Consider the following 21,025-nt stretch of genomic DNA (forward strand, 5'->3'; position numbering starts at 1 on the left):
CACCGCCCTGCTGAAGTGGGCGAAGACCACCACGCTTCCCTGGTAACCGGTGCTCTTGGTGTAGGCACCACCGCAGGTGATCAGGCGTAGTTGGGCCCGGTCCGCGTCGCCGTACACCTGATCGCCGGGCACGGCGTCCTTCGGGTAGACCTCGACGGCGTCGACGGTGAACTCCGCAGTGCTCCGGTCGGCCCGGACGATGTCGATGGTGTCGCTCCGGTGCAGAGTGCTCAGGTTGTAGAAGACGGCCGGGCCCTTGGCCGTGTCCACGTGGCCGTCGATGACCGCGTTCCCGACGGTGCCCGGGGTCGCGCTCTGCCGGTACCAGCCGGCGAGGTTGCGGTCGTCCGCCGACGGCGCCGGCAGGTTCCCGGCCGCATCCACGTCGACCTCGGTGACCGGCGCGTCGACGCCGATCCTCGGGATGCGGATGCGGACCGGCTTCGAGAACCCCATCCCGACCGCCGCGGGTACGGCCCCGGCCGGGTCCTGGGACGGGCCGGGCGACGCGCTCGGCCAGGCGTCCGCCGCGGCCGGCCGCGGCGGAGCCGAGGTCCGGGTGCCGGTGTGGATCAGACCGGCACCGCTGCCGACGGCGACCGCCGCGACGATGAGCGCGACGCACGTCCCGAGCCGCCCGCGCCCCGTCCGACCGGCCGACGGCGCCCCACCGGGCAGCGCACGCCGGCCGGACCGTTGCCGGATCCTTCGCGTCACGCCCTGCTGCCGGCCGAACGGCGGCGCAGCACCACGGCGCCGCCCGCCAGTCCGACCGCGACCAGAGCGCCACCGGCCGCGGTGGCGGCGGTGTTCACCCCGGTCACCGAACCGCCGGTGCCGGCCAGCGAGGACTTCGGCACGAACGCGGTGGTGGTGGGGACCTGGTCCGCGGGGCAACTGACCACCGCATGGGCCCCCTGGAAACTCACCTTCACCGACTTGTCGGCCAGGGTCTCGAACCGCGCGCCGGCCGGCGTGGTGAACGTCGTGCCGGGGCCGTCGGTGCTGAGGATCTTGCCGCCCTCGGTGATGGCCACCACGACCTTGCCGACGCCTTCGCAGGCGACGATGTCCCCGCTCTTGACCACGAGACTGCCGCCCTCGGTGCGGCCCGAGAAGGGGGAGGACGAACCGTCCGCGTACGCGGGGCCCGCGAACGTGGCCGTCACGACGAGTATCCCGGTCGAGACTGCCGCGGCCGCGCAGGCCGCCCTGCTGATCCGAACTGACATCGGTGCTCCTCGTACATCACAGGACCGGCGGTCTCTCCGCCGTCCGGTGCACGACCATCCCCGTATCAGTGCGCTTATATGACTACAAAACGGGCGCCCTCGGGGATTCACCAGGTCAGCAGACCGACCTATCACCCGATCTGCTCAACCCTCCAACGCGCCGAGCCCCGGAGACCGACCCGACCTCGGCCGAACAGGTCCTCGGGCCGTACGTCAGGCGCGCGGTCGGGCCCGACTCCCAGCCGACTACCGCACGGTGTGCCTGGCGCAGTCCATTCGGCAGCGGAAAGAGGCCGGTCACGCGGGCTGCGGTTCGCCACACCCGCAGCCGCTCGCGGTGGTGCCCTTCGGCTGACAATCGGCTGACTTCCGCGTCAGGCCACCTCCCTCGGCCCCGTGAAGGACCGATGGGGCCGACCGACCCCGTGGCCCGGTCCGCCAGGGCGCCTCGCGGCACAAGGACCCGCACGGCCCGCCCCAACGGGTCCAGTCGGCCCTCCCGAGCCGCCGTACACCTGCCCGAACATGGAGATATGTGATCGAGCCGAGCCGCACCGGAGACCGCCGTGTTCATGAGTACGACACCTGGCGCCCCGGTCACTACGCGCGGCACGCATCAGGACGGACGACGAGGAACCCGAGCCATGCACACAGTGATCGTCTACGAAAGCATGTACGGCAACACCCGGCAGGTCGCCCAGGCAATCGCCGAGGGTGTCCGCGAGGCCGCACCGGACGCACAGGTCGATTGTCTGACGGTATCCGAAGCCACCGCCGACGCGACCCGGTCCGCGGACCTGCTGGTGGTCGGCGGACCGACCCACATGCACGGGATGTCCTCCGGGCTCAGCCGCAGGCTGGCCCATGGCACGCAGGCCCAGAAGAGCGCCCGGGAGAGCGGGGCCCTGGCGGCCACCGCCGAACCGGACGAGAGCCCGGGTCTTCGAGCATGGTTCCACGGCCTACCTGACACCGAGAGCGGCACGCACGCCGCTGCCTTCGACACCCGAGCGGACTTCCGCCTGAGCGGCGGTGCCGCAGAGGGAATCGCCCGCCGACTGTCCCACCACCACTACGACGTGCTGGCCGAGCCCGAGGGCTTCATCGTCGAGGACACCGAAGGCCCGCTCCGGGCAGGCGAACTCGACCGAGCCAGGACCTGGGGGGCCGGATTGCTCTGACAACCCGGCGACGACCACCTCCCGACACACCAACGCTTCCCTCTCGTAGACGCCTCACCGGCGGAGAGGGCACTCGCCTGCAGCATCCAGGCCCCCGTGAGGAGTGGACGCCCGCATGCAGACACCTGGGCAGCGACATAGCGTGGCGCCCGGGTGTCGGTGCAGGCAGGAGGTGCTTACATGGGCCGCCCTGCGGAGGACTGGCAGCTCGCGTACGAGGGCTTCGACCCGGCCGCGGAGGGCGTGCGCGAGACGCTCTGCGCGGTGGGGAACGGCTACCTGGTCACCCGCGGCGCCGCACCGGAGTCCACCGCCGACGGGGTCCACTACCCGGGCACGTACCTGGCCGGCTGCTACGACCGCACGGCCACCGCCGTCGGCGGGCGGCAGGTCGAGAACGAGGACCTGGTCAACTGCCCCAACTGGCTGCCGCTCACCTTCCGGCCGATCGGCGGCGCCTGGTTCACCGGCCCGCCCGCGACCCAGCGCCTGGTGCTCGACCTGCGCCGGGGTGTCCTGACCCGGCACGCCCTGGTGGAGGACGGCGAGGGCCGGCGGACCCGGCTCGTCCAGCGAAGGATCGCCAGCCAGGCCCAGCCGCACCTGGTCGCCCTGGAGACCGAACTGCTGCCGGAGAACTGGTCCGGGCCGCTGGAGGTCCGCTCGGCGCTGGACGGCACCGTCACCAACTCCGGCGTGGCCCGCTACCACGGCCTGACCAAGCACCACCTCCACCCGGTGGAGCAGAGGTCTGACGAGAACGGCCTGCTCCTGTTGCAGGTCGCCACCGTCAACACCCCGCACCGCATCGCCCTCGCCGCCCGCACCCGCGTCCACCGGGCCGGCACCCCCGTCCCCGCCGTCACCGCCGTGCACACCGAACCCGGCCGGGCGGCGCAGATCCTCACCGTCGACGCAGAGCGGGGCGTGCCCGTCACCGTGGAGAAGACGGTCGCGGTGTACACCAGCCACGACCCCGCCGTCGGCGCACCGCAGCGGTCGGCGGCCTTTCTCGCGGCCTCCGCCGGGGACTTCGAGCAGCTGCTGTCGGACCACGCGCTGCGCTGGGCCGAGTTGTGGCGCCGCTGCCGGATCGAGGCCGACTTCGACGGGATCGGCACGTTCCGCCTGCACCTGTTCCACCTGCTGCAGACCTACTCCGAGCACTCCGTGGACTTGGACGTCGGCATCCCGGCCCGCGGGCTGCACGGCGAGGCCTACCGCGGCCACGTCTTCTGGGACGAGCTCTTCGTCCTCCAACTGCTCGACCTGCGCTTCCCGGAACTCGCCCGGGCCGTGCTCGACTACCGGCACCGGCGGCTCGGCGCGGCCCGCAGCGCCGCCCGCGAGGCCGGACTGCGCGGCGCGATGTACCCCTGGCAGAGCGCGAGCGAGGGCCGCGAGGAGTCCCAGCAACTGCACCTCAACCCGATGTCCGGCCGCTGGCTGCCCGACCACAGCCACTTGCAGCGGCACGTCGGCTCGGCCGTCGCCTACAACGTCTGGCAGTACTACCAGGCCACCGGCGACCTCGACTTCCTCGCCGACACCGGCGCCGAGATGCTCCTGGAGATCGCCCGGTTCTGGTCCTCGGCCGCCGAGTGGAACCCGGCCCGCGAGCGGTACTCGATCCGCGGCGTGCTCGGCCCGGACGAGTACCACGACGCCTACCCGTGGGCCGACCGGCCCGGCCTGGACGACAACGCGTACACCAACGTGCTCGCCTCCTGGGTGCTGGCCCGCGGCCTGGACGCCCTCGACGCACTGCCCGGCTACCGGCGCGACGAACTGCTGGAACGCCTCGCCCTCGACCGCGGCGAACTTGACCGCTGGCAGGAGGTCGGCCGACGTCTGCACGTGCCCTTCCACGACGGCGTCATCAGCCAGTTCGAGGGCTACGAACGCCTCGCCGAGCTCGACTGGGAACGCTACCGCCGCCGCTACCCCGACCTGCGGCGCCTCGACCGGATCCTGGAAGCGGAGGGCGACACCGTCAACCGCTACAAGGCCTCCAAGCAGGCCGACGCCCTGATGCTCTCCTACCTCTTCTCGGACCACGAGCTGCGCGGCCTGCTGCGCCGGCTCGGCTACCGGGCCGGGGAGGAGCTGCTGCGCCGCACCGTCCGCCACTACCTGCCGCGCACCGTGCACGGCTCGACGCTCAGCGCGGTGGTGCACGCCTGGGTGCTCACCCGCTCGAACCGCCGGGCCTCCTGGCGGTTCTTCCGCGACGCACTGGCCGCCGACCGCGAGGACGTGCAGGGCGGCACCACCGCCGAGGGCATCCACCTCGGCGCGATGGCCGGCACCGTGGACCTGCTGCAGCGCTGCTACACCGGCCTGGAGATCCGCGAGGACGCGCTCTGGCTCGACCCGCGGCTGCCCTCCGCACTGGGACGCCTGGAGCTGGACCTGCGCTACCGCGGCCACTGGGGGGTGACCGTGGCGGTCGACCGGCGCACGGTGGCCGTCTCGCTGCCCGCGGGCCACCAGGAACCGATCCGGGTCCGGCTGCGCGGCTCGACCGCCACGGTCCGGCCGGGCGAGCACCGGACATTCTTCCTGTAAGGATCCCTCCCCTGGCCTGCGGCCGGGTCAGCGCTCCCCAGTGCCAGGACGGCCCGTCCGGCCGGACCAGAACGGCTCGACAAGCTCCCAGTCGTCCTCCCACTCGGCCGCCGCCCGGCGGTCGAGGACACCGCGACACAGGACCAGCACCACCCCGAAGACGGTGCCCGCACCGGCCAACGTGATGAGGCCGTAGCTCGCCGCCGACACAGCCATCTGACTCTCCCCGAGGGGCGCCTCGGTAGGAGCACCCGCGTCGTCCACCCACAGCGGCACCTGCGCGCCCTGCGGCGTGCCGCTGAGCACCTTCACGGTGCCCGTCCTACTGTCCCCGGCCACCGTCCAGGTGGCCCGGGTCTGCGCCGTACCCAGTGGTTGCCCGGAGGTGTCGGTGGCGGCCGCCAGGGTCGTGGCCGTGACCTGGTGGCGGTGCGCGGCCGTGCGCTGCGCCTCGGCCCGCATGTCGTGCAGCAGCACCTGCGCGGTGGCCAGGGCAGCGGCGACGGAGAGCACGGCCAGCAGGACGGCGGTGACGACCAGGCGGCTCCGGGCCCGGTCGGCCCTGCGGCAGAGCGGGTTGTGGTCGAGGCCGGCAGCCCGGCGCAGATGACACCGGAGCGGGTGACCCGGCCGGGACCGGCGGGGCGAGGTGAATGCGGCGGGCATGGCACGCCTCCTCGGTCTGCTGCGGTGACTGCCGCCGCGACGGGGCCGTCAGCTGCCGATGCAGCCGCGGCCCTCGAGGACCCACAGGTCGGCGCCGACCTGCCGGGCCCAGCGCCCGATCTGCTCGGGGCTGCGGAAGTCACCGCCTTTGTCGTGCCTGACCATGCTGCGGGCCACGAACCCGGTGTCTCGGCGGTCACGCTGCCGCCGAAGGTCACGTGCCCTCGCGCGTGCAGGCGCTCCATCTCCTCGGCCACCTGGGCCACCCGGGATCTCGTACTGCTCCGCGGAGCTGTCGACCGGCCCGCTGCTGAACAGCCAGACGGGCCGCCGTGCCAGCTCGTCGGCATGCCGGTGCACGCAGCGCAATGCGTCGCGCTGCCAGCGGTTCATGTGGAGCGCGCTGCCGAGGACCACGGCGTCGAAGCCCGCCACGGTGGTGACCTCGGCCGCCGGGCGGACCTCGGTGGTGAAGCCCTCCGCCCCCAGCACTCGGCCGATCTCCTCGGCGATGCCGGCCGTGGCGCCGTGCTTGGTCCCGTAGGCCACGAGAACGCGCTGCTGGGTCATGGCATTGCCTCCCGCGCAATCGGCTCCCGATGGGCCCGATTCGGCTTGTGCTCCCAGCTTCGCCCCGGCCCGGTGGCGGCAACAGGGCCTGGTGGCCTCGCCCGGGGGCCGGTCGGTCCCTGCTGGTGCGGGGCGTACGGGCGTGAGATGGAGGAACCGGGGGTGAGCGAGAGCAGGAGTGGTGACGTGCTGGTCTTCATCGGTCACGCGAGTGCGCACGGTTCGACGCGCCGGATCGCGGAGCGGATCGCCCGTTGCCTGGAGACGGACGGCCACCGCACTGTCCTCCGGTCGCTGGAGCGGACCACTGACCTTCCGGACTGCGATGCTGCGGTGCTGGGCAGCGCCGTGCACGGCGGCCGGTGGCTGCCCGAGGCGGTCGGATTCGTCCGGCGGAACGCCGACGCCCTCGCCCGGCGACCCCTCTGGCTGTTCGACGTGAGTCTGGTCGGGGAACGGAGCAGCGCCTTCCCGGCGCCGGTGGCCCGGGGCCTGCGGCGGCTGAAGACGCGCTCCGCCACAGAGGTCCCTGACGCCTTGTCGGCCGCGGTCACTCCCGTCGGCCGGCACGACTTCGCGGGTGCGGTGGCACCCGTGCACTGGCCGGCGACCGGCCGACTGGTCTTCCGGCTGATGGGCGGCCGGTACGGTGAGCACACCGACTGGGACGAGGTCGATGGGTGGGCCGCGGCGATCGCAGCCGGGATCTCCGGTCGATACGCGGGCTGAGCGGCGTCGGTTCGGGACGGGCCGAGGGCCGGTTCCGGGCCGGCAGCCGATGAGGCCCTTCGGCCTGCACGGCGGGGCCCGCCCGGCCCTACCGGGTTCCCTCGGCGGCTGTTGCTCTGAAGACAGGGGTCGTGTCCCGACTGCCCGGGACAGTTCAGTGGACGGAGGCTCGTCATGAAGGCCGACATCGGAGATCGGGTCATCGTGAACGCCACCCGGCCGGGCGCCGCACGCCGCGACGGTGAGGTCGTCGCGCTGCACCATCCGAACGGCAGTCCGCCGTGGGACGTGCGCTGGTCGGAGACCGGCCGGGTGTCGATGTTCTTCCCCGGTCCGGACACGCAGGTGCACCACTTCGAGCACCACAAGCAGGGCATGCCGGTGGCCGCCGGCCGCGGCGGCGTGCTTCACACCTTGGCCGATTGAGGCTGCACTCACCTCCGCTGGCCGGGACGGCGTCCGGCGGCACCCTCAGGTGCGTTCGGCCAGGAGGGAGGCGCTTCCGGCGAGCGTGGCCATGCGCGGGTAGTCGTCCTCGTCGATCCGGCAGCCCGCTCGCGCGGACAGCCGTTCCACCAGCGTCAGGAAGTCCATGGAGTCGAGTTCGAGTTCCTGCCTGAGGTCGGCCTGCGCGTCCGTCTCGGTGAGGTCCGCGTCGGGCACGATGTCGAGGAGGACCTCCTTGACGAGTTCCTCGGCCTGGGCCTGGTTCACGGTTCCTCCGGTCGCCGGAGCAGTCAATGACCTGCGCTTCTTCGGCTTGCGGCCGTACCGGCCGTGCTCGGCCGTGATCTCGGCGACGGTGTTCCGTGAGACCTGCCGGCCCTCGGCCCATAGGTCCAGCGTGATTCTGGGTGAGCCGTAGGTGCCGCCGGACGCCTCGAACAGCTCCTTGATCCCCCGGGTCAGCGCGGCACGTCTGACCTCGCGCTTCGTCGGATTCTCGGGTCTTCTGCGCCACTTGCAGAACCAGGCCGTCGAGACGCCGAGTGCCCGGCAGGCCACGGTGTGCGGGATGTCCTCCTCGGTCCTGCAATCACCGATCATCCCGACGACCACCGCCGGGTCCGCTTCGGCTGCTTCACCGACAAGACCATGCAGCGCTTGAGGACATCACGTTCCATCTCCGGCTCGACGATGCGCTCGGCCTGCTTTTTTCTCCTTCGCACGCAGCCGCGCGAGTTCCTCGCGCTCGGGCTCCTCCACCGGCCCCACCCCGCTCTCCGAGGCTCACCGGGCGGCGTGCACCCAGTTCTGCAGCGTGGCCTCGTGCACTCCCAGGTCCCGGGCCACCTACGCGCCCGACTTCCCGGTCTCCAGCACGATCCGCACCGCCCCGTCCGGAACTCGGCGTCGTACGTACGTCGCTTCCCCACCCCAACTCCCTTATCGGGTCACGACTCCACGCTACGAGGGGAAGCACAGGTGGCCGCCGAACCGGTAACCGGATCACCCTGGCTGCGGCCCGGGCGGCCTTCGAAACCGACCTGGCCGCACCACCCGCGCCCGCGCGCCGCATCGCCGATCCACAGCCCCCGACGGCGACATGGTCCGACCGGCTCGCCAGGCTCACCGAGGACGTCCGGCGACAGCTCGAGTCCACACTGGCGGAAACGGACGCCACCGACGCGGCTTCGCCCGGTCCCCGCGGTCGAGCCCGATAGGGTCACCCCGCAACGCTGAGGCGGTGCTCGTTCAGCCGCCCTTGGAGATCTCGATCTTCCGGGGATTCCGTTCGACCTGCCCCATCGGGGCCTTCACCGTCAGGATCCCGTTGTCGTAGGTGGCGGTGATCTCCTGCTCCTCGGCGCTCTCCGGCAGCCGGACGCTGCGGGTGAACGCACCGTAGCGGAACTCGGTGCGCTGCTTGTCCTTCTTCTCCTCGCGGCGCTCCGCGTGGACGGTGAGTACACCGCCTTCGACCGTGATCTCGACGTCCTTGTCGGGGTCGATCCCGGGCAGTTCCGCCCTGATCACGTACGCGCCGTCCTCCTCGCACTCCTCCACCCGGATCACGTGCGGCTCCGTGCCCGCCCGCATCTCCATCGGGAAGTCCTCGAACCACTCCGAGAACGCCGGCCACCACGACGGCCGCCGGTGCAGCAACTCGCCCGCCATCACCCATCACCTCACACACCTGACCAGCCCCACCCCTTGTCATCCATCGTCCCGCCACACCGGCAGCACCGCGACGGCACGACGGTGCGCAGCTGGCGACCTGCACCGTCGTGCCCATCTCGAACCGCGTCCGCTACGGGCCCGGCGCCAGCGGGTGGGGCCACGCCGTTCGGCGCCCCAACCGGTCGAGCCCGTACACGAGGCTGCCGTGCAGCAACTCGACGGCCTGGGCCACTGTCGCCACTCCGGCGCGCACCCGCACCGTCCTCCCGGCCATGTCCAAGGTCGCCCGCACCATCGCGGACGGCTGCGCCTGCCCTCCATGCGTCTGCACCATTTCCAATCGCACCGACAGCACGGCGACCGCGCATGTCGAGCCGCAGATTCCACCACCGCGAGCCCGCTCCACCGTCGCCGACGGCACCCGCCCGCGCACCACGAGCTCGAGAGCGGTCCCGGGCGGCCCCGGGCACGCCGCGCACCGAACCGTGCGCTGCAGTCATAAGGCCGCGCACCGAACCGTGCGCTGCAGTCATAAGGGCATACTCCCCGCCGAATCACGACGAAGTCCGCGACGGGGCAAGGAACACAACGCACTCGAGGCAGGCCTGCCCCCGGTCTGCCGGCAGACCGGGGGGCAGCCCCCACAGCGCCCGTCAGGAAAAAGTCCCGTCACTCGGTGCGGTCTCCGGTGCGGTCGACGTCCTACTGCTCGAGTTCGCCGGTGTCCACCGGATGGATCCTCGTGCGGGTCTCTCCGCAGCGGCAGCGGAGGTGTTCGACGAGATCGCCCTCGGTGCTGACACCCATCTCCCGGGACAGCAGGACGTGCACGTGCTCACCCATGATCGATCGCCTCCTTGGCTTCACGAATCGAAAGGTCCCCCATCGTCCGTGAACGACCGGCCGAACGGAAGGCCCGTCCCGGAACGTGAGCGGCTCGGAGGCCACGGCGGTTCTCCCCGGCGGCGCAGGTCACCGGCGACCGCGGCGCACAGGGCTGTCTGTCGCCTTGCAAGGGGCCGACCGGCCCGTGCTCGTTGCCCGCACGCGTTGAAGACTGGAGGAGGAAACGCTCCGTCCGGCCAAGGAGGCGTCGTGAGCGAGCACGAACACTTCTCCGCCGGGTCACAGGCCCGCCGCTCCGAGCCCGGAAAACCGGGGAGTCCGCAGGAGCAGCATCGCCAGAGCATGCTGCTGCGCCATCTCGGCGCCGTTGTGTCTACCTCGGCGTCCCGGACGCCGGCGGCTCGCACCGGCACCGCGCCCGTCGCCGACGGCGATACGCGAGGTGCGTCGACGACGCTTCGGGTCCGCGAGGTGATGGACGTGCCGGTGTTCGGTGTCCGGGCGGACCTGCCGTTCCTGGAACTGGCCCGCCCGATGGCCCGGGAAAGGATCACCGCGGTGCCGGTGGTGGATGCCGAGGACCGGGTGATGGGGATCGTGTCCGAGTCCGATCTCCTCGCCGGTGCCGCCGCCTGCCCGCACCGGCCGAAAGGAGCCGGGACCGGCGATCGGAGCAACTCAGGCAGGGGGGCCCGCGACGAGCGGGCCGCAGACCTGATGACGGCACCCGCCGTCACGGTGAGCCCCGACACCCCCGTGACCGACGCCGCCCTCACCGCCGCGCGCTCGCGGCTCAAGCGCATGCCGGTCACCGACCAGGGCGGCCACCTGGTGGGCATCGTCGATCGCGGCGCCCTGCTGCGCGCCCTCCTGCGCGACGACGAGAAGATCCGCAGCGAGATCGAGTCCCAGGTCGTCACCGGCGCGTTCCACCTTCCCCCCGGGCCAGGTCAAGGTGAGCGTCACGAACGGCGTCGTCGAACTGCACGGGCACATGGACCCCAAACGCATCCCGCACCTGGTGGGACTCATCCACGAGATCGACGACGTGGCGGAGGTCTTCGACCATTTGAACGCCCCGTGAGGCCTCCGCAGCCACGGCGACCTGTCGCCCCGCGCGGGCCGCTCGCACGACACCGGAGAGAACCATGAACGAAAGAAGTCCCCGAGAGACCCTTGCCGGCCCGGTCGTGGTGGGCACGGACGGTTCCGACACCGCCCGGCAGGCGATGGCCTTCGCGCTGCGTGAGGCACGCCTGCGCGGCGGACCCCTGCGGGCCGTCTGCGCGTACGGCCCTCACGCCGAAACGGGCCCCGGCACCTGGCCGCGCGGCGGCGATTCCTCGCCTCCGCACCTGCACGACATCGTCACCCGCGACGTGACGAACTCCGTGGAGGAGCTGTGCCGGCAGGTCGGCGAGCCGTCCGCGGAAGTCGAGGTCCACTGCGCCCGCGGCCGCCCGGCCCAGGTCCTGCTGGACGCGAGCAAGGACGCGAGCCTACTCGTCGTCGGGTCGCGCGGCTCGGGCGCATGGGGGCGGCTCGCCCTGGGCTCGACCAGCACCGAAGTCGTCCACCACGCCCACCTCCCGGTCGTCGTCGTACCCCCGGCACCGGCCGACGGCACCTGACCGGACGGTCTCCTGCCCCGCCGCCACGGCCCGTCGGAAGAGGAGCAACCGTGCAACGCCGCACCGCCGAGGACGTCATGACCCACGACGTCGTCCTGGCGCCCCGAGACCTCCTTCAAGGAGATCGTCGGCCTGTTCCAGCGCAATGCCGTCTTTGCGGTACGCCGCTCGGCCGCACACCGCACCGCTGACCGGAACGCCAGGCCGCGGTGGGCGGCGCGCCGGCCGGGAAGCGGCGGCGAAGCCCCGGACGTCTACTGGATCTGACGGGCACCGCCGAACCGGGGAAAGGGTTCACGAGTAAGGGAAGGCTCCACCGTGGGATCTGCCACTACCGCCGTCGGTCGACCGGCGACGCTCTTCGACCGGGCGGTCGAATGGGAAGCCCTCGCCGCCTTCGCGACCGACCCGCATCAGGGCCCGGCCGTCGGCATGGTCACCGGACCGCGCGGCCAGGGCAAGACCTTCCTCCTCCACGAGCTGGCCCGGGCCACCGGCGGATTCCACTTCGCAGCGCAGGAGGCGGCCGAGGCGGAATCCCTGCGCCGACTCGCCGACCGGTTCGCCCACCACACCGGCGCCAGCGCCGTGCCCCACTGGCAGGGCTGGCAGGACGCCCTGGAGGCCCTGCTGGCCCTCGCGGCCGACCGGCCGCTGCCGATCGTCCTCGACGGCTTCCCCGAGCTCGTACGCCAGAGCCCCGCCCTGCCGGCCGCCGTCCACGACGCCTGCCGACGACTGCGCGAGAGCGGCACGCCGAACCGGGCCCGGGTGCTGCTGTGCGGCAGCGACATGCCCGTCATGAACCGGCTGGCCGGCGGCGCAGCGGCGAGGGCCGACTTCCGGCTCGAGGTGTCCCGTCTCGACCACTGGCAGGGCGCCCGGCTGTGGAACGTCCAGGACCCCGTGCTCGCCCTCCGCCTGAGCGCCGTCGTCGGAACGAGCCCCGTGTTCCGCCACGACGCCGCCGGCGAGGACACCCCTGCGCACGCCGACGACTTCGACGCCTGGATCTGCCGAACCGTCCTCAACCCCCGGCTGCCCCTGTTCTGGCGGGCCGGGCACCTGATCGAAGTCGAACCGGACGGCTGGGACCGCTCTTTGGCCCACTCCACCGTGACCGCCCTCGCCGACGGCTACTCGACGCCGGGCGACATCGCCGACCGGCTGGCGCGCCCCGCCACGGAGATCCCGCACATCCTCACCCGCCTCGGCGACTGCGGCCTCGTGCAGGCCGTGCCGGACGCCTTCCGCCCCGGTGCGACGCACTTTTGCATCGCCGAGCCGCTGCTCGCCTTCGACCACGCCGTCATCCGGCCGCACCGCGGCGAACTCGAACGCAGGGAGGCCGCCGAGGTGTGGCGCACCGCCCGGGTGGCCTTCGAGTCGACCGTCCTGGAACAGCACTTCGCCCGGGTCTGTCGCGAATGGGCCGCCGGTTTCGGGTCCGTCGACACCTTCGGTGCCGCCCCTGCCACGGTCTCGCCCGGTATCCTCCCGCCGGTCTCCGGGAGAGCGCCGCTGCGGGCCGACGTCGCGGTCCGGGGCGAGGCCCGCGGCCGCCCGGGCCCCCTCCTGTCGGTCGGACGCGCCAGCTGGCATGACGTCCTGGACCTGCACGACCTGCGGGAACTCCAGGAACTGGTGGCCGCACTCGCGGAACTCGGCGAGGACGTCAGCCGCACCCGGCCCGCCCTGTACAGCGCCGCAGGATTCAGCCCGGACCTGCGCGCCGCCGAGGAGCAGGGCGAGCTGATCCTCGTCGACCCTCACCGCCTCTACTACGGGGTGTAGACGGAACCGCCACCGGTCCACCCGCGACTGAGGTCGCAAGATCCGCCGTCGTGGTCGGGCGGTCCGGCTGCGGTACCGCGACACGGGCCGACGGTCCGCCCCCAAGACGGCGGGGGCCGGGGCGGTCAGGAAGCACAGTCACGGCAGACGGGCCGGCCGTTCTTGTCCGTGCCGGCGAGTTGGGTGCGGTGATGGACGAGGAAGCAGGCCATGCAGGTGAACTCGTCCTCCTGCAGGGGCACGACCTGCACGGTGAGTTCCTCGCCGGACAGGTCGGCGCCCGGAAGCTCCAGGCCTTCGACCGCCTCGGGGTCGACATCCACCAGGGAATTCTGTCTGTCGTCGCGCTGGCTCTTCAGCGCCTCGATGCTGTCGTCATTGCCGCCGTCACCGGGGTCACGAGGAGCGTCATAGTCGGTTGCCAAGGCGGTGCCTTCTCGTCGTCAGGGGCTGCTTCCCGCCGGCTGGGTGTTCCACCTACCGCCGGCGGAGGGCCGGCCCTGCTTGCTCGGCGGCGGCGATCTCGGCGAGGCGGTCGCGGGCCTCGGCGGGGATCCGCACGTTGGCGTCGGCCATGGACAGGTTCCTTCCACTCGCCACCAGGACACGGGTACGCACCCGTACCCGTGCGTCTTTGTGCGGAATGTTGCCGGACGGGCCTCGGGCAGCAGGCTCTATCTCGCTTTCTGCTTCCTGCCCTCGTCTCCGGGGGTTCGGCTGCCCAGTACCGGTAGTACCGGTAGGGCCTCACCGAGGCGGTCCGAGCGGCCCTTCCGCCCTGGTGGAGTCGGTAGCCGCCTCGGTACGGGTCTCGCTATGGCAACAAGCGCGGTGACCCCGGCCAGCAACCAGGGCCGTTCTCCGAACGGAACCGGGCCGCCCGGCCCCGGCGGGAAGCCGTCGGTCGGGCCGAAACTGGAGGTGTCGCACCAGTCCGAAAATGCCGGGCATCCGGCCTGTCCGGAGAGGAGCGCACCGTGCAACGCCGCACTGTCGAGGACGTCATGACCCACGATGTCGTCGCGGTCCGTCCCGAGACCGCGTTCAAGGAGATCGTGGGGCTGTTCCACCGCAACGCCATCGCCGCGGTACCCGTCGTGGACGCCGGCTACCGCCCGATCGGCATCGTCTCCGAAGCCGACCTGATCCGCGAGGAAGCCGCCCTGCCCGACCAGGACGAGCCACGTCCCCACCGCCTCCTGCCACACGCCGATCACCGTGTGGAAGGAGAGACCGCCGAGTCCTTGATGTCGAGCCCGGTCGTCACTGCGCGCGCCGGCTGGAGCCTGGTCGAGACAGCCCGGCTCATGCACCGTAGGAAACTCAAGCGGCTGCCCGTGGTCGACACCTCGGGCCGGCTCACCGGCATCGTCTCCCGCAGCGACCTGCTCAGCCCCTTCCTCAGGACCGACAACGACATCCGGGAGGAGATCGAACGGGATGTCTTGCTGAACACCCTGTGGCTCCCCGCCAACGCCGTACGGGTGACCGTCGACGACGGCGTGGTCACCCTGAGCGGCACCGTTGAACGCAAGAGCCTCGTCCCTGTCATCGCGGGCATGTGCCGCTCCCTGGACGGGGTGGTCGCTGTCCGCCACACACTGGGCCACCGCATCGACGACACTCTCGCCGACACTGCACCGCCCGCCGTTCGAACCGACCGCGGCCCGCATCCCGCGGCGCAGCGCTGAACGGACGGCAGCGGTCACGGACAGGAGTGAACCATGCAAGAGGAGATCGCCGTCGGCCTCGACGGCTCGCCTGGCAGCAGGTCCGCCGCGCACTGGGCGGCCCGTGAGGCCCAGGTCCGTGGGGTACCCCTGCGCCTGTTCCACGTGTGGGTCCTGCCGCCGATGACCTCTCAGCAGACCGCCCGAGAGGGCGAGCAGGCGCTCGCCGGCGAACGTCTGCTGCAGCGCATGGAGAGCGAATTGCGGGAGCAGTACCCGGATGTCCTGGTCCTGACCCGGCTCGTGCCTGCCGCGTCCCCCGCCGAACTGCTGCCCGCCGCGCGCGCGGCCGCACTCCTGGTGGTCGGATCCCGTGAACTCGGGGCAGTTCGCGGCCACCTGCTCGGGTCGGTCGCCCTGCACGCGGCCGCATACTCCGAAGTGCCGGTGGTGCTGGTCCGCGCGCCGGCCGATGCGGCCACAGCAGAAGAAGCAGCCGCAATCACGGGCGCGGTCGTGGCCGGTGTGAGTCTGCGGCCCGGACACGACAACGTCCTGCGGTTCGCCTTCGCCGCGGCGGAACGCCACGCCGCACCGCTGCTCGCCCTGCACGCGGGCAGCGCAACGCCCGCGGACCGCGACGCGCTGGCCGCAGCACTGTTGCCGTGGCGCGAGAAGCACCCCGGGGTCCGGGTGCTGGAGCAGGCCGTCCCGCACAGTCCCGCCCACGCGCTGGCGGCGAGCACCGAACGGGCCCGGCTCGTCGTGGTCGGTCGCGGCGGACACCGCAGTGGCCCGGCGCCACGTATCGGCCCCGTCGCACACGCGGCCGTCCACCGGGTGCCCTGCCCGGTGGCCGTCGTCCCCGGCACCTGAACGACGCCCGGCAACCTGGGCCTGACAGGTGTCGGCCCGGCGCCGCCGCGGCTGGTCCACGCCTGCATCCCGCGAGCGACCGCTTTGTCCGTGCCGGAGTGCCCGGTGAATCCCGGTTCAGAAGCCTGCCGCCGTCTCCACGTGGTGGCGCCGAGGACGTCGGGGCCGTCGAGGCCCGGAAGGAGGGCCGCATCGAGGAAGTGCACGAGGCCGCGACCACCTCGGCCGGCCCCGGGCTCCGCAAATGGTTCCACGAGCCTGGGGATCCTCACTCCTCTGACGTCCGGGGCGGTCTTCCCTGCTGCCGTGGCAGGTCACGCGGACGACTCTCCGCCGGACTCCGCGTGTCTGGGCTGTGACCTCAAGGCCTCGGGTCCGGACCGTGCTGGTTGGGTCCTCGCCTTCAGCCGCTGCAGTTCCGCCTCTACGTCATCGTCCGCGGTGAGCCGCTCCAGCTCGATCCGTGTCTCGTCCGGCCAGGCTTCGTCCCCGGTGAGGAGACCGGAGGCCGTCAGGTGTTCCAAGGCTGCCGAACGGGCCTGCAGCTGCACGGTCCGGTCCCGGACCCGCCGGACGGCAGTGCTGACGTCGCCGATCTCCTCTCCGATCCCGGACACCGCTTCGGCGACCCGCGCTTCGGCGTCGGCCCTGGTGTATTCGGCCTTGAGCGCCTCCTTGTGCACTGCGAAGGCGGCCACCTTCGACTCCAGCCTGCGGAGCACTGCGGCGATCCGGTCCTCCTCGCCCTGCAGCAACCGCTCCTGTTCCTCGAGGTCCGCCAGCCTGGCATGCACGCCGGCCCGTCTGGCCAGGACGCCCCGTGCCGCGTCCTCGTGCCCCTCCGCCAGTGCCCGTTGCGCCTGATCCTCCAGGTCGGCCTCCGCCGGCCGCAGGGCGGCTGTCTGCGCCTGCACGCGGCTGCGGGCGGCCGCCACCTCGACGAGGCTGCGCCGCACCTCGTGAACCAGGTCCTGCTGCTGCGCGTGGGCGAAGTCGAGAACCTCGCGCGGGTCCTCGGCCCGGTCCAGCAAACGGTTGGCCTTGATGCGGAACAGTTCCGCGACTCGGTCGCCGACTCCGGGCATGTTCGATCACTCCCTGCCGGACGGTGGGGCCTTGACTCTCTCGGGAGATCCTCTGACCACAGTATGTCCGCTCCCGGGGCTGCTGAAGGCTGCCGAATGTCCCCGCCGGGTGGACCGACCGGCCCTGGCTGCCCTGCACCACCGGGCCGAGCATGGAAGCCGGAGGCACGAGATGATTGCACGCGCCCGCTTCCCTGCCCGGCATGCGACCGGCCGCGCCAAGCCGGGCCCGCCGCCCGATCCGCTCGCACCGGTGCCGTCGGGGCGTCCGCCGATGTCCGGGTGGCAACGGTGGCTCCTGCCGGTTGCCGTGACCGTCTTCCTGATGATCGTCCTGCTGACCCGCGGCACGCCCGGAACCGGCACCCGGTACACGTACAGCGACTTCGCCGGCAAGGTCGACGCCGGCCAGGTCAAGCAGATCGAGATCACCGACAAGGGCGCCATCAGCGGCAGCCTGAAGGACGGCACGAAGTTCACCACCCGGATGCCGACGGCTCTGGACAGCAGTGCCCTCACGCGCCAGCTCCAGGCCCAGCACGTTGACATCACGGCGACGGCGACCGGCGGCGGCTCGGCTCTCACCACCCTGCTCTTCCTGCTGCCACTCGTCGTCCTCGGTGGGCTGCTCCTCTGGTCGGGGCGCGCTGCGTCGAAGGCGATGACCGGCGGCCTCAGTGCGGTCGGACGGTCCCGGGCGAAAATCATCGAGGCCGAGCGGCCGAGCACCCGGTTCGCCGACGTTGCCGGCTACGAGGGCGTGAAACAGGAGGTCAGCGAGATCGTCGAGTTCCTGCGCAGTCCCGAGCGGTACGCGGCCGCCGGCGCGAAAGGGCCCCGCGGCGTGGTCATGGTCGGCCCTCCCGGCACCGGCAAGACACTGCTGGCCCGGGCAGTCGCGGGCGAGGCCGAGGTCCCGTTCCTTTCCGTCACCGGGTCGGCCTTCGTAGAAATGTTCGTCGGTGTCGGCGCTTCTCGGGTCCGCGACCTGTTCGAGGAGGCCCGCAAGCGGGCGCCGTCGATCATCTTCATCGACGAGATCGACGCCGTCGGCGCACGCCGCGGCAGCGGCGCGCGGCTCGGCGGCAACGACGAACGCGAGCAGACCCTGAACCAGTTGCTGTCGGAGATGGACGGCTTCGACCAGGGCACGGGAATCGTCGTCCTGGCCGCGACCAACCGCCCGGACGCCCTCGATCCGGCGCTGTTGCGACCGGGGCGCTTCGACCGCCAGGTGACCGTGCCCCTGCCGAACCAGGCGGAGCGGGCCGCAATCCTGCTCGTCCACGTACAGGGCAAGACACTCGCCGCGGACGTCGACCTGGACCGGATCGCGCGCGGCACGCCCGGCTTCTCCGGCGCCGACCTGGCCAACCTGGTGAACGAGGCGGCGATCAACGCCGTACGGGCGGAGCGCACCGTCATCACGGCCCACGACCTCGATGCGGCGCGCGACCGGGTCCTGCTGGGGCGCCGGGAGTCCTCCAACGCGCTGCTCCCCGAGGAGCGGCACGCGGTCGCCGTACACGAATCCGGGCACGCCCTGATGGCCGCGCTGTGCGAGCACGCCGATCCCGTGGCCAAGGTGACCATCCTCCCGGCCGGCATGACGCTCGGATCGACCGAGCAGCTCCCCGAGGCCGAGCGGCACCTGTACAGCGAGGGCTACCTGGACGACCTCCTGGCCGTGCAGCTCGGCGGCCGGGCAGCGGAACTGCTCGTCTTCGGCGAGGGATCGACCGGTGCGGCCAACGACCTCGCCAACGCCACCGCGGTCGCCACCCGCATGGTCCGCGAGTTCGGCCTCTCGCCCGAACTCGGCCCGGTGGGATACGCCGCCGGTACCGCCCAGTACCTCGGCGGCGGCCCGGAGGAGCGGCTGCAGCGACCGTACTCCGAGCAGACCCAGCGCACGGTCGACGAAGAGGTCGCCCGCCTGCTCCGCCGAGCGGAGAAGCGGGCCGTCGGCCTGTTGCGCGGACACCGCCGGCAGCTCGACGACCTGGCGGCGCTGCTCGTCGCCGAGGAGACGGTGGACGGCACGGTCGTGCTCGCGATCGCCGCCGGAACAGTGCCGCCGGGAGAGCAGGCCCCGAAGCCGCAGCCCGTACACACGCCGAGGAACGCTGTCGTACGGCCGGCCCGGTGAAGCCGGCCACACCGACCCGCCCTCGCCGCCATCACCGGCACCCAGCCGGGAAGTCTGCTCGGCACGCCCCACAACCGTCCCGATCGGCCGGCACCGACCTGGATGCGGCCCTGGCCGGCCTCCGCCGCAAGCGCTGCGGAGCATCCGGCCATGGGCAGGCGGCCCGTGCCCGTCCGTCCGCAGGATCAGGGCCGAACGGCCCCAGCGGCGTGCCGGTCCCCCGCCCGACGCTGGTGGTACGGGCGCAGGCCCAGCGACCCGAACGGTGGGTCATGCGCCCACCCGGCCGCATGCCGGAGGAGGCGACGGAGAGATGACCGAAAAGCGGACCCAGGCTCCCATGCACGTCAAGACCTGGACGCTCAAGCTCGATCTGTTCGAGGACGGGGACACGACCACTGCGCACGGCGTGCTCGACACCGGCGACAACGTCCTGGAGAGCCGAAGCAGCGCCCACCGCAGCCCACAGGATGCCGCGGTTCCCGAGATCGGCGACGAGTACGCGGCCGGCCGTGCCCTGATGGAGCTCGGACACCAGCTTCTGGTCGCAGGCATGCACGACGCCGCGGCCAATACGCCCGCCACCAGCGGCTGATCCCAGGAGGAGTCATGACCAGCAACCGGTCAGGACAGGCGATTGTCGTCGGCGTGGACGGCTCGGAGCAATCCCGGCGGGCCCTGCGCTGGGCGGTCCTCCAGGCCGGGCTGACCGGCGATGTGGTGCGGGCGGTCATCGCCTGGGAGCCGCCGTTCACGGGGTGGGGCGCGGACGTCCCCGCCTCCGGGGAGAAGGCGATGAACGACATTGCGTCGAGGGTGCTGGCGGAAAGCGTGGAGAAGGTGGCGGGCGCCGAGCCTGCGGTCGAGATCAGCACGGCGGTCGTCCGGGGCACTCCCGCGCAGGTGCTGCTGTCGGCGGCCGGCGAGGAGGACGTGGTCCTCCTGGTGGTGGGAAGCCGCGGAATCGGCGGCTTCACCGGGGCACTGCTCGGGTCGGTGGGGCAGCACTGCGCGCAGCACGCGCCGTGCCCGGTCCTGATCGTGCGCGGCCGCTAGACATGCCGGGCCGTGTCCTCGACGAGGGAGAAGGAGCGAACCATGCCCAGGCAGCCGACCGGCACCGGGACGCCAGGAGCCCCGGCCGAGCAGCGGGGTGACATCGCACGGCGCGTGACGCTGTGCAGGGAGCGACTGGGACTCAGCCGCGAGGAGGTGGCGGAGCGGGCCGGAATGGCCGTGGAGTACCTGGAGTACCTGGAGTCGTCCGCCGCGGTGCCGGGCTCGGCACCCCTCACCCGGTTGGCTGGCGTGTTGGGCACCTCGGTCGGCGAACTGCTCGGCGCCGGCACCGAGGTGCCCGCGGGGCGTGGGGCAGCCGCCGCGGAGCCGGTGGTCGAGGAGCTGGCGCCGGCGGAGTGCTGGGCGAAGCTCGCCCCCGGCGGGGTCGGCAGGGTGGTGCTGTCCACCGGGAGCGGTCCCCTGGCGCTGCCCGTGAACTTCCGGGTGTTGGACGGAACGGTGGTCTACCGCACGGCAGAGGGAAGCAGTGTGTGCCCGGAGCCCGGCACATCCCTGGCGTTCGAGGTGGACCGCATCGACGAGGCGTTGAGCTCGGGCTGGAGTGTGCTGCTGAGGGGCACCGCGGTCCGGCTCGACGAGCCTGGGGTCGTCGAGCATCTGAAGCACCGGGGCCGTCCCGATCCGTGGGTCGGTGAGGGCCGCGACGTCTTCGTCCGGATCCGGACGTCGTCGGTGACGGGACGGTCCATCCGCACCGACGGCCCCGCGACCGCCCGTTGAGGCCGTGACCGGTGCCGCCCGCACACGCCCAGGGGCGGCACCGGGGCGTGCGAAACGGGACCGCCGTCGGGGTGACGGCGGTGCCGCCCGCACGCCCCGGCGTCAGC

The 21,025-nt window shown here is 72.2% G+C and carries 22 protein-coding genes; 13 read left to right on the top strand and 9 right to left on the bottom strand.

From position 1 onward, the window contains the following. Together AB0O09_RS36935 and AB0O09_RS36940 are read right to left on the bottom strand one after the other, a co-directional pair. On the bottom strand, positions 1-456 hold a 456-nt coding region (locus AB0O09_RS36935), incomplete at its 3' end, for a class F sortase (RefSeq protein WP_363549737.1). Positions 457-713: 257 nt separating this feature from the next. Then, a complete protein-coding gene (locus AB0O09_RS36940; protein ID WP_363549739.1) occupies positions 714-1,232 on the bottom strand; it encodes a hypothetical protein in 519 nt (172 codons plus the stop codon). Between the two features lie 644 nt (positions 1,233-1,876). On the opposite strand from AB0O09_RS36940, the gene AB0O09_RS36945 reads away from it, so the two are divergent. Together AB0O09_RS36945 and AB0O09_RS36950 are read left to right on the top strand one after the other, a co-directional pair. Then, complete coding sequence (locus AB0O09_RS36945) at positions 1,877-2,413, top strand: flavodoxin domain-containing protein (RefSeq protein ID WP_363549741.1); 537 nt, start codon at positions 1,877-1,879, stop codon at positions 2,411-2,413. A gap of 180 nt (positions 2,414-2,593) precedes the next feature. Then, a complete protein-coding gene (locus tag AB0O09_RS36950; RefSeq protein WP_363549743.1) occupies positions 2,594-4,981 on the top strand; it encodes a glycosyl hydrolase family 65 protein in 2,388 nt (795 codons plus the stop codon). Positions 4,982-5,008: 27 nt separating this feature from the next. Here AB0O09_RS36950 and AB0O09_RS36955 read toward each other — a convergent pair whose 3' ends face one another. Both AB0O09_RS36955 and AB0O09_RS36960 read right to left on the bottom strand, forming a co-directional pair. Continuing rightward, complete coding sequence (locus AB0O09_RS36955) at positions 5,009-5,647, bottom strand: hypothetical protein (RefSeq protein WP_363549746.1); 639 nt, start codon at positions 5,645-5,647, stop codon at positions 5,009-5,011. Positions 5,648-5,695: 48 nt separating this feature from the next. Then, positions 5,696-6,217: a flavodoxin domain-containing protein gene (locus AB0O09_RS36960; protein WP_363549748.1), complete on the bottom strand. Its 522-nt coding sequence runs from the start codon at positions 6,215-6,217 to the stop codon at positions 5,696-5,698. Between the two features lie 162 nt (positions 6,218-6,379). Here AB0O09_RS36960 and AB0O09_RS36965 point away from each other — a divergent pair, with 162 nt between their 5' ends. Together AB0O09_RS36965 and AB0O09_RS36970 are read left to right on the top strand one after the other, a co-directional pair. After that, positions 6,380-6,946: a flavodoxin domain-containing protein gene (locus AB0O09_RS36965; RefSeq protein WP_363549751.1), complete on the top strand. Its 567-nt coding sequence runs from the start codon at positions 6,380-6,382 to the stop codon at positions 6,944-6,946. 174 nt (positions 6,947-7,120) lie between these two features. Beyond that, positions 7,121-7,372, top strand: a complete 252-nt coding sequence (locus AB0O09_RS36970) for a DUF1918 domain-containing protein (protein ID WP_363549753.1) — start codon at positions 7,121-7,123, stop codon at positions 7,370-7,372. 45 nt (positions 7,373-7,417) lie between these two features. Here AB0O09_RS36970 and AB0O09_RS36975 read toward each other — a convergent pair whose 3' ends face one another. The 3 genes from AB0O09_RS36975 to AB0O09_RS36985 all read right to left on the bottom strand — a co-directional run bounded on the left by AB0O09_RS36975 (position 7,418) and on the right by AB0O09_RS36985 (position 9,910). Beyond that, positions 7,418-7,993, bottom strand: a complete 576-nt coding sequence (locus AB0O09_RS36975) for an IS3 family transposase (protein ID WP_363549755.1) — start codon at positions 7,991-7,993, stop codon at positions 7,418-7,420. 648 nt (positions 7,994-8,641) lie between these two features. Next, positions 8,642-9,064: an Hsp20/alpha crystallin family protein gene (locus AB0O09_RS36980; protein WP_363549757.1), complete on the bottom strand. Its 423-nt coding sequence runs from the start codon at positions 9,062-9,064 to the stop codon at positions 8,642-8,644. Positions 9,065-9,769: 705 nt separating this feature from the next. Continuing rightward, positions 9,770-9,910, bottom strand: a complete 141-nt coding sequence (locus AB0O09_RS36985; protein WP_363549759.1) for a hypothetical protein — start codon at positions 9,908-9,910, stop codon at positions 9,770-9,772. A 252-nt stretch (positions 9,911-10,162) separates the two neighbouring features. On the opposite strand from AB0O09_RS36985, the gene AB0O09_RS36990 reads away from it, so the two are divergent. The 3 genes from AB0O09_RS36990 to AB0O09_RS37000 all read left to right on the top strand — a co-directional run bounded on the left by AB0O09_RS36990 (position 10,163) and on the right by AB0O09_RS37000 (position 13,338). After that, positions 10,163-11,065: a CBS domain-containing protein gene (locus tag AB0O09_RS36990; protein ID WP_363549761.1), complete on the top strand. Its 903-nt coding sequence runs from the start codon at positions 10,163-10,165 to the stop codon at positions 11,063-11,065. Next, positions 11,062-11,544, top strand: a complete 483-nt coding sequence (locus AB0O09_RS36995) for a universal stress protein (RefSeq protein ID WP_363549764.1) — start codon at positions 11,062-11,064, stop codon at positions 11,542-11,544. Before AB0O09_RS36990 ends, AB0O09_RS36995 begins: the two co-directional genes overlap by 4 nt. Before the next feature lie 318 nt (positions 11,545-11,862). Further along, positions 11,863-13,338 (top strand): ArsR family transcriptional regulator, encoded by a 1,476-nt coding sequence (locus tag AB0O09_RS37000; protein ID WP_363549766.1) that lies wholly within the window; start codon positions 11,863-11,865, stop codon positions 13,336-13,338. Positions 13,339-13,463: 125 nt separating this feature from the next. Here AB0O09_RS37000 and AB0O09_RS37005 read toward each other — a convergent pair whose 3' ends face one another. Continuing rightward, positions 13,464-13,763: a DUF4193 domain-containing protein gene (locus AB0O09_RS37005; RefSeq protein WP_363549768.1), complete on the bottom strand. Its 300-nt coding sequence runs from the start codon at positions 13,761-13,763 to the stop codon at positions 13,464-13,466. A gap of 552 nt (positions 13,764-14,315) precedes the next feature. On the opposite strand from AB0O09_RS37005, the gene AB0O09_RS37010 reads away from it, so the two are divergent. Continuing rightward, complete coding sequence (locus AB0O09_RS37010) at positions 14,316-15,029, top strand: CBS domain-containing protein (RefSeq protein ID WP_363549770.1); 714 nt, start codon at positions 14,316-14,318, stop codon at positions 15,027-15,029. Between the two features lie 33 nt (positions 15,030-15,062). Then, complete coding sequence (locus AB0O09_RS37015; RefSeq protein ID WP_363549773.1) at positions 15,063-15,884, top strand: universal stress protein; 822 nt, start codon at positions 15,063-15,065, stop codon at positions 15,882-15,884. A gap of 314 nt (positions 15,885-16,198) precedes the next feature. On the opposite strand, the gene AB0O09_RS37020 is transcribed toward AB0O09_RS37015, so the two are convergent. Beyond that, a complete protein-coding gene (locus AB0O09_RS37020; RefSeq protein ID WP_363549776.1) occupies positions 16,199-16,969 on the bottom strand; it encodes a PspA/IM30 family protein in 771 nt (256 codons plus the stop codon). 172 nt (positions 16,970-17,141) lie between these two features. On the opposite strand from AB0O09_RS37020, the gene ftsH reads away from it, so the two are divergent. The 4 genes from ftsH (at position 17,142) to AB0O09_RS37040 (ending at position 20,918) form a co-directional block, all read left to right on the top strand. Then, a complete protein-coding gene (gene ftsH, locus AB0O09_RS37025) occupies positions 17,142-19,118 on the top strand; it encodes an ATP-dependent zinc metalloprotease FtsH (RefSeq protein ID WP_363549778.1) in 1,977 nt (658 codons plus the stop codon). Positions 19,119-19,431: 313 nt separating this feature from the next. Beyond that, positions 19,432-19,713: a dsRBD fold-containing protein gene (locus AB0O09_RS37030; RefSeq protein ID WP_363549781.1), complete on the top strand. Its 282-nt coding sequence runs from the start codon at positions 19,432-19,434 to the stop codon at positions 19,711-19,713. 14 nt (positions 19,714-19,727) lie between these two features. Then, positions 19,728-20,174, top strand: a complete 447-nt coding sequence (locus tag AB0O09_RS37035; RefSeq protein ID WP_363549784.1) for a universal stress protein — start codon at positions 19,728-19,730, stop codon at positions 20,172-20,174. Between the two features lie 42 nt (positions 20,175-20,216). Further along, complete coding sequence (locus AB0O09_RS37040) at positions 20,217-20,918, top strand: pyridoxamine 5'-phosphate oxidase family protein (RefSeq protein ID WP_363549786.1); 702 nt, start codon at positions 20,217-20,219, stop codon at positions 20,916-20,918. Positions 20,919-21,025 lie beyond the last annotated feature (107 nt).

The organism is Kitasatospora sp. NPDC093679, assembly GCF_040683455.1.
Taxonomy (GTDB): Bacteria; Actinomycetota; Actinomycetes; order Streptomycetales; family Streptomycetaceae; genus Kitasatospora; species Kitasatospora arboriphila.

What these genes read in the sequence shown, in the direction of transcription:
- AB0O09_RS36940 (WP_363549739.1), bottom strand. Translation starts at nt 1,232, where the DNA reads ATGTCAGTTCGGATCAGCAGGGCGGCCTGCGCGGCCGCGGCAGTCTCG.
- AB0O09_RS36945 (WP_363549741.1), top strand. Translation starts at nt 1,877, where the DNA reads ATGCACACAGTGATCGTCTACGAAAGCATGTACGGCAACACCCGGCAG.
- AB0O09_RS36950 (WP_363549743.1), top strand. Translation starts at nt 2,594, where the DNA reads ATGGGCCGCCCTGCGGAGGACTGGCAGCTCGCGTACGAGGGCTTCGAC.
- AB0O09_RS36955 (WP_363549746.1), bottom strand. Translation starts at nt 5,647, where the DNA reads ATGCCCGCCGCATTCACCTCGCCCCGCCGGTCCCGGCCGGGTCACCCG.
- AB0O09_RS36960 (WP_363549748.1), bottom strand. Translation starts at nt 6,217, where the DNA reads ATGACCCAGCAGCGCGTTCTCGTGGCCTACGGGACCAAGCACGGCGCC.
- AB0O09_RS36970 (WP_363549753.1), top strand. Translation starts at nt 7,121, where the DNA reads ATGAAGGCCGACATCGGAGATCGGGTCATCGTGAACGCCACCCGGCCG.
- AB0O09_RS36975 (WP_363549755.1), bottom strand. Translation starts at nt 7,993, where the DNA reads ATGATCGGTGATTGCAGGACCGAGGAGGACATCCCGCACACCGTGGCC.
- AB0O09_RS36980 (WP_363549757.1), bottom strand. Translation starts at nt 9,064, where the DNA reads ATGGCGGGCGAGTTGCTGCACCGGCGGCCGTCGTGGTGGCCGGCGTTC.
- AB0O09_RS36985 (WP_363549759.1), bottom strand. Translation starts at nt 9,910, where the DNA reads ATGGGTGAGCACGTGCACGTCCTGCTGTCCCGGGAGATGGGTGTCAGC.
- AB0O09_RS36995 (WP_363549764.1), top strand. Translation starts at nt 11,062, where the DNA reads ATGAACGAAAGAAGTCCCCGAGAGACCCTTGCCGGCCCGGTCGTGGTG.
- AB0O09_RS37015 (WP_363549773.1), top strand. Translation starts at nt 15,063, where the DNA reads ATGCAAGAGGAGATCGCCGTCGGCCTCGACGGCTCGCCTGGCAGCAGG.
- AB0O09_RS37020 (WP_363549776.1), bottom strand. Translation starts at nt 16,969, where the DNA reads ATGCCCGGAGTCGGCGACCGAGTCGCGGAACTGTTCCGCATCAAGGCC.
- ftsH (WP_363549778.1), top strand. Translation starts at nt 17,142, where the DNA reads ATGATTGCACGCGCCCGCTTCCCTGCCCGGCATGCGACCGGCCGCGCC.
- AB0O09_RS37030 (WP_363549781.1), top strand. Translation starts at nt 19,432, where the DNA reads ATGACCGAAAAGCGGACCCAGGCTCCCATGCACGTCAAGACCTGGACG.
- AB0O09_RS37035 (WP_363549784.1), top strand. Translation starts at nt 19,728, where the DNA reads ATGACCAGCAACCGGTCAGGACAGGCGATTGTCGTCGGCGTGGACGGC.
- AB0O09_RS37040 (WP_363549786.1), top strand. Translation starts at nt 20,217, where the DNA reads ATGCCCAGGCAGCCGACCGGCACCGGGACGCCAGGAGCCCCGGCCGAG.